Below are 4,769 nucleotides of genomic sequence, written 5' to 3' on the forward strand. Positions count from 1 at the left end.
CCTCGAATGGGTCTACAGCGCGATTGGATCTGGCGCGGATGGCAGGTGCGCTACAGCTATATTCGATCGCCTCATGCTGAAGCTCATGCTCTGCCGCCGATCTTACTGCTGCATGGGTTCGGGGCATCTTTGACTCAGTGGCAAGAAAACCTGCTGCCGTTGAGCCAGCATCGAACGGTGTACGCGCTGGATCTGGTGGGGTTCGGTGCATCGGAGAAGGCTTCAGCTGCTTATAACGTGGGATTTTGGGTTGATCAGGTTTATGAATTTTGGTGCACGTTTATCAATCGACCGATCGCCTTAATCGGACATTCCCTCGGTGCACTGGTTGCCCTGACGGCGGCGGCTGCCTATCCCGAACTCGCAGAGAATTTGATTTTGATCACGCTGCCTGCCTCCCGGCAGGAGGTTTTGCCGGGATGGCTGCAGCCCACGGTGAGCCGGATTGAGAGCTGGTTTTCGTCGCCGATCGTGATTGGTCCCCTATTTCGGCTGATTGCCCGTCCGCGAGTGGTGCGATCGATTTTGAAGCTGGCGTATGTCAACCATAGCCGCATCACCGAAGAGCTGATCGAAGGCTTTTTGATTGCCGGACGCGATCGAGGCGCAGCTAGAGCCTTTTCTCGATTATCGCAAGCCCGCACCCGCTTTGATTTTTGTCTGGATACACGAGATTTGCTCGATCGGGTGAAGCTGCCGATTTTGGTACTGTGGGGTGAGGGCGATCGGGTGATTCCTTTAACCTGGGGCAGGCAGTTGCCCGATCTGCATCCGAATCTGCGCCTGATCGAAATTCCTGAAGCGGGGCATTGCCCCTACGATGAGGCAAGCGATCGAGTGAATGCCGAGATTCTGGAATGGCTCAGTGCAAATTCGTGAGGGAATCGACTGAGAGTCCGGTGATTTGGTTGACCCGAGCAGCGTCTATTCCGGTTTGCAGCAGAGCCCGGGCAATTTGGAAGACCTGTGATTCGGCGCGATTGGCTCGCTGTCGTTTGGGACGATCGGCTGGTAAGTGCCTTTCTCAAGCTAGAAGCCTGCCCAATCCGCAGGATTAAACGGGTCGTACCAAAAATATTCCGGGACGTGCATTTTATTTTGATAAATCTGCTTCTTGTGTCCTGTGTCTATTGTCGGAATTGAGGGAAAACGATGCTTTGATTTTACTCGCTGTCTCGACTGTCCACGGTCTTTGCCACGTACACCATTGTTCGATAAGAGAGCGTTACTTTGCCGTCGGTTGACCAACGATCGAACAAATCCTGTAAGTCGCCTAAAAGCTGCTCATACGCCTTGCCTTCCTTGGGCATATACGAAGAACTCAGCACTAGCCCGATCAGTGCGTCGCGATCGAGCAGATAGGTGTGAGTAAAACGGTGAGTCTGGAAATTTTCAAACAATTCGCTTTCCGCAAGCCGATCAGGAGACTTTCGCTCGCCCCGGTCAAAGATTTCGCGATCGGCAGCGCGGCACAAAATTTCGCTGTATTCCTCTGTAAAGGGATCATCAGGATCGCGATCGTTCCACATCAGCGCGATCCGTCCCTCTGGCTTGAGAATGCGGTGAAACTCTGTGAGGGCGGCTGCTTTATTGAACCAGTGAAACGACTGGGCGCACAGGACGAGATCGACCGATTGCGTGGGGAGTCCGGTCTGTTCTGCCGTTCCTTCCCGGAAAGTTACGCCCGGATGGGGTTCTGCTGCCGATCGCATTTCCGCATTGGGTTCGATCGCGATCACCGCTGCCCCTCGGTCTGCCAGCAGTCTGGCTGAAATTCCCGTGCCTGCCCCTACATCTGCTGCCGTTACCGAATGCGTGAAACCCTTCAGCAGCAGGTCGATCGCTTCAGGAGGGTAAGTGGGTCGATATTTGGCGTAGTCGGCAGCGCGATTTGAGAACCGATTCGTTGGATCTTTTGTATGCAGGGGAGGCAGTGTGTCCATTGGCAAGAAATCAAGAAGGGGGATTCCCCCCAGTCTATCTAGACTTTTGCCAGCGTTACCCGCTGTGGCTGATCCTGATATTTCCCAAAGCGATCGTCATAGGTGGTTTCGCAGGGTTCGCCTTCCAGGAAGAGAAGCTGTACGACACCTTCATTCGCGTAAATCCGGCAGTCTGCGCTCGATGAGTTGCTAAATTCCAGCGTCAGGTAACCGCGCCAGGACGCTTCTACCGGAGTCAGGTTTGCAATCAAACCGACCCGCGCATAAGAGCTTTTACCAATGCAAATCACCGTAATATTGGGCGGAATATTCAGATGCTCCAGAGCAACACCCAAACCATAGGAATGCGCCGGAATTACAAAATAGTCGCCGTCGCTGTCGGACTGAAGCGGTACAGATTCGAGATTGCCGGGATTAAACCGCTTCGGATTCACGACTGTACCGGGAATATGGCGGAACACCAAAAATTCTGCCGGAGACAGGCGAATGTCATATCCATAGGACGATAAGCCGTAGCTCAAAACTTTGCGGGTCAAGCCATTGCCGTGGACCGAAATCGAGCGAATCAAATGCGGCTCGAAGGGTTCGATCATGCCGTTTTGCGCCTGTTCTAAGATCCAGCGATCGTTTTTCAGCATCGGTTCCATCTCCTGCGACTGAGTACCCAAAATTATAGGATCATTTTTCTGTCCGATCGCTACATCTAGCGGTAAAAGTGTTATAGTTAGATTCAGAACGCTACATTAAGTAGATCCGGCATTAGGGCGATTTCGATCGCCCTTTTTTCTTTGCCTAGTTCCTGGCGATCGAACTTTTGCCGGAATGCCACTTTTAACAGGGCTTTGCCTAAAAGCACTTCCGCACTGACTGCAGATACAGCGAAACGGGCAGAATCAAGTTCAGCCCAATTTCAACATTTTTATTGGGGAATCGCAAGCTTGTAACGGACAGGAGGCGATCGAAGGATCTCAGAAAGGCTTGAGGCGTGTTAGATATCCTGCATTACCCCGTTCGGCGAAGCCTAAATTCCCCTTTTGTGAACTGCCGCCTAAACCCTTTGCTGCAATCGCTGAATCAGCCGCTCCGAGGGTAACACGCCTTCAATTTTGTCGATCGCCTGTCCCTGCTTAAACAGCACCAGTGTTGGCAATGCCTGAACGCCATACTGCGAAGCTAGAGCAGGATATTTATCAGTGTCCACTTTCACGATCCGCAGGCGGTCTTTCATTTGACCATTCACCTGTTCCAGAATGTTTGCCATCATCTGACAGGGACCGCACCACGTCGCGTAAAAGTCCACCAATACGGGCACATCGGAGCCAGAAAGCATTTCTTGGAAGCTGCCAAATTGCTGTTGAGTCGCCATAGGTTCGCTGTCAACGCTTACTCTTCCCGATCGTAATCAACTTTCCTCAAAGTGAGCAGGACGGGAAACCGGAACAGAAATGGCGTAAGATCAAACGTTGGACAAAGTATTAACCCTAAAACTACTCAAAGAGCTTGCTATGACTGCATCTTCAGCCGCTTCTCAACCCTTGCTCGATCGCGTTGCGATTGTCACCGGAGCCTCACGCGGAATCGGACGGGCAACGGCTCTGGCTCTGGCAAGTGCAGGCGCAAAAGTCGTGGTGAATTATGCCAGTTCGAGTAATGCAGCCGAAGCAGTCGTGGCTGAAATTCAGGGAATGGGCAGTCAGGCGATCGCCGTTAAAGCAGACGTGGCACAGGAAGATCAGGTTACGGCTCTGTTTGAGCAAACAATGGAGAAATGGGGTCAGGTCGATGTACTGGTGAACAATGCTGGGATTACCCGCGATGGCTTGCTGCTGCGAATGAAGCTCGACGACTGGCAAGCTGTGATTAACCTCAATCTGACGGGCGTATTTCTCTGCACCAAAGCCGCCAGTAAAATCATGCTGAAGCAGCGATCGGGTCGCATTGTCAACGTTACTTCAGTAGTCGGCGAAACGGGCAACGCGGGACAGGCAAACTACAGCGCAGCAAAAGCTGGAGTGATTGGCTTCACCAAAACGATGGCAAAGGAGCTTGCCAGCCGGGGCATTACGGTGAATGCAGTCGCCCCCGGATTTATAGCCACCGACATGACCGCAGACGTGAAAGGGGAGGAAGTGCTGAAAATGATTCCGCTTAGCCGCTACGGACAGGCAGAAGAAGTCGCGGGGCTGATTCGATTCCTCGCTGCCGATCCTGCTGCCGCCTACATTACCGGGCAGGTGATTAATGTCGATGGCGGAATGGTGATGGCGTGAGTCAGAAGAAATACTGTACCCAGTGACGTGGTCGGGCTGTTAGTTTGAGTGCGGATTCGATCGACATCTGAGCGTTTTTTCTAAAACTGAAGGGTTCTGTCCTAATGGGTAAACCTCACTGGCATACTCAAAGTTCCGCAGCAATCATCCCACAGCTCTCCACTGCATTCATTACCTGCACAGTCCTCCTGCTTGCTAGCTGTAGTACTCAATCGCTCAAACCTCCGGCTGCGGTATCCCAAGCGTTTGCCGCCCGCTATCCCAGCACAACTGCTACCTGGAAGAAGCAGCCCTATGGGTACGAGGGAATTTTTTACCGCAATGGCGTGGAGTATGAAGCCGAGTTCGCCGCTGATGGGCAGTGGCTTGAGACGGAGCATGAAGTGAGCGCAGCGGAATTTTCTCAAGCCGTGATCGATCGCGTCCAACAAGAATATCCCAGCTATAGCTTTACGGATACACGTTCGAACAATGGTTGAAGGCAGCATCGACACAATCGCGAAAGCTATCAAATTCATCCCAGCGTTGACGCATCCAATTCTTGAGCACGAACCAC

The 4,769-nt window shown here is 52.5% G+C and carries 7 protein-coding genes and 1 pseudogene; 3 read left to right on the plus strand and 5 right to left on the minus strand.

The features are described from left to right. Positions 1-879: alpha/beta fold hydrolase (locus H6F80_RS09555; protein WP_190791337.1), on the plus strand; the 879-nt coding region annotated here is incomplete at its 5' end. Here the strand turns inward: H6F80_RS09555 and H6F80_RS31245 are convergent. From H6F80_RS31245 to trxA, 4 genes are all read right to left on the minus strand, one after another. Next, on the minus strand, positions 863-955 hold the full coding sequence (locus H6F80_RS31245; RefSeq protein ID WP_518523548.1) for an Rpn/YhgA-type helix-turn-helix domain-containing protein: 93 nt from the start codon (positions 953-955) through the stop codon (positions 863-865). The genes H6F80_RS09555 and H6F80_RS31245 overlap by 17 nt on opposite strands. A 208-nt stretch (positions 956-1,163) precedes the next feature. Then, positions 1,164-1,943: a class I SAM-dependent methyltransferase gene (locus H6F80_RS09560; protein ID WP_190791338.1), complete on the minus strand. Its 780-nt coding sequence runs from the start codon at positions 1,941-1,943 to the stop codon at positions 1,164-1,166. Positions 1,944-1,981: 38 nt separating this feature from the next. Next, the gene (gene dcd, locus H6F80_RS09565; RefSeq protein ID WP_190791339.1) at positions 1,982-2,581 is read right to left on the minus strand and encodes a dCTP deaminase; all 600 of its coding nucleotides are present in this window, start codon (positions 2,579-2,581) and stop codon (positions 1,982-1,984) included. A gap of 410 nt (positions 2,582-2,991) precedes the next feature. Further along, positions 2,992-3,309 carry a thioredoxin gene (trxA, locus tag H6F80_RS09570; protein ID WP_190791340.1) on the minus strand — a complete coding sequence of 106 codons (318 nt, stop codon included), beginning with the start codon at positions 3,307-3,309 and terminating at the stop codon, positions 2,992-2,994. A 139-nt stretch (positions 3,310-3,448) separates the two neighbouring features. Here trxA and fabG point away from each other — a divergent pair, with 139 nt between their 5' ends. Together fabG and H6F80_RS09580 are read left to right on the plus strand one after the other, a co-directional pair. Beyond that, entirely contained in the window at positions 3,449-4,213 is a 765-nt protein-coding gene (gene fabG / locus H6F80_RS09575) for a 3-oxoacyl-[acyl-carrier-protein] reductase (protein ID WP_190791341.1), read from the plus strand. Between the two features lie 104 nt (positions 4,214-4,317). Then, positions 4,318-4,692, plus strand: coding sequence for a PepSY-like domain-containing protein (locus H6F80_RS09580; protein WP_190791342.1), 375 nt, complete (start codon positions 4,318-4,320; stop codon positions 4,690-4,692). Here H6F80_RS09580 and H6F80_RS09585 read toward each other — a convergent pair. Then, positions 4,664-4,769, minus strand: a pseudogene (locus H6F80_RS09585) (IS630 family transposase); the annotation flags it as partial. The gene H6F80_RS09580 and the pseudogene H6F80_RS09585 sit on opposite strands and share 29 nt — an antisense overlap.

The organism is Leptolyngbya sp. FACHB-711 (assembly GCF_014695615.1).
In the GTDB taxonomy this organism is placed as follows: Bacteria; Cyanobacteriota; Cyanobacteriia; order Elainellales; family Elainellaceae; genus Leptolyngbya_A.

Excerpts from the sequence above, each read along its gene's own strand:
- fabG (WP_190791341.1), top strand. The coding sequence starts at position 3,449 with ATGACTGCATCTTCAGCCGCTTCTCAACCCTTGCTCGATCGCGTTGCG.
- H6F80_RS09580 (WP_190791342.1), top strand. The coding sequence starts at position 4,318 with ATGGGTAAACCTCACTGGCATACTCAAAGTTCCGCAGCAATCATCCCA.
- trxA (WP_190791340.1), bottom strand. The coding sequence starts at position 3,309 with ATGGCGACTCAACAGCAATTTGGCAGCTTCCAAGAAATGCTTTCTGGC.
- H6F80_RS09560 (WP_190791338.1), bottom strand. The coding sequence starts at position 1,943 with ATGGACACACTGCCTCCCCTGCATACAAAAGATCCAACGAATCGGTTC.
- dcd (WP_190791339.1), bottom strand. The coding sequence starts at position 2,581 with ATGCTGAAAAACGATCGCTGGATCTTAGAACAGGCGCAAAACGGCATG.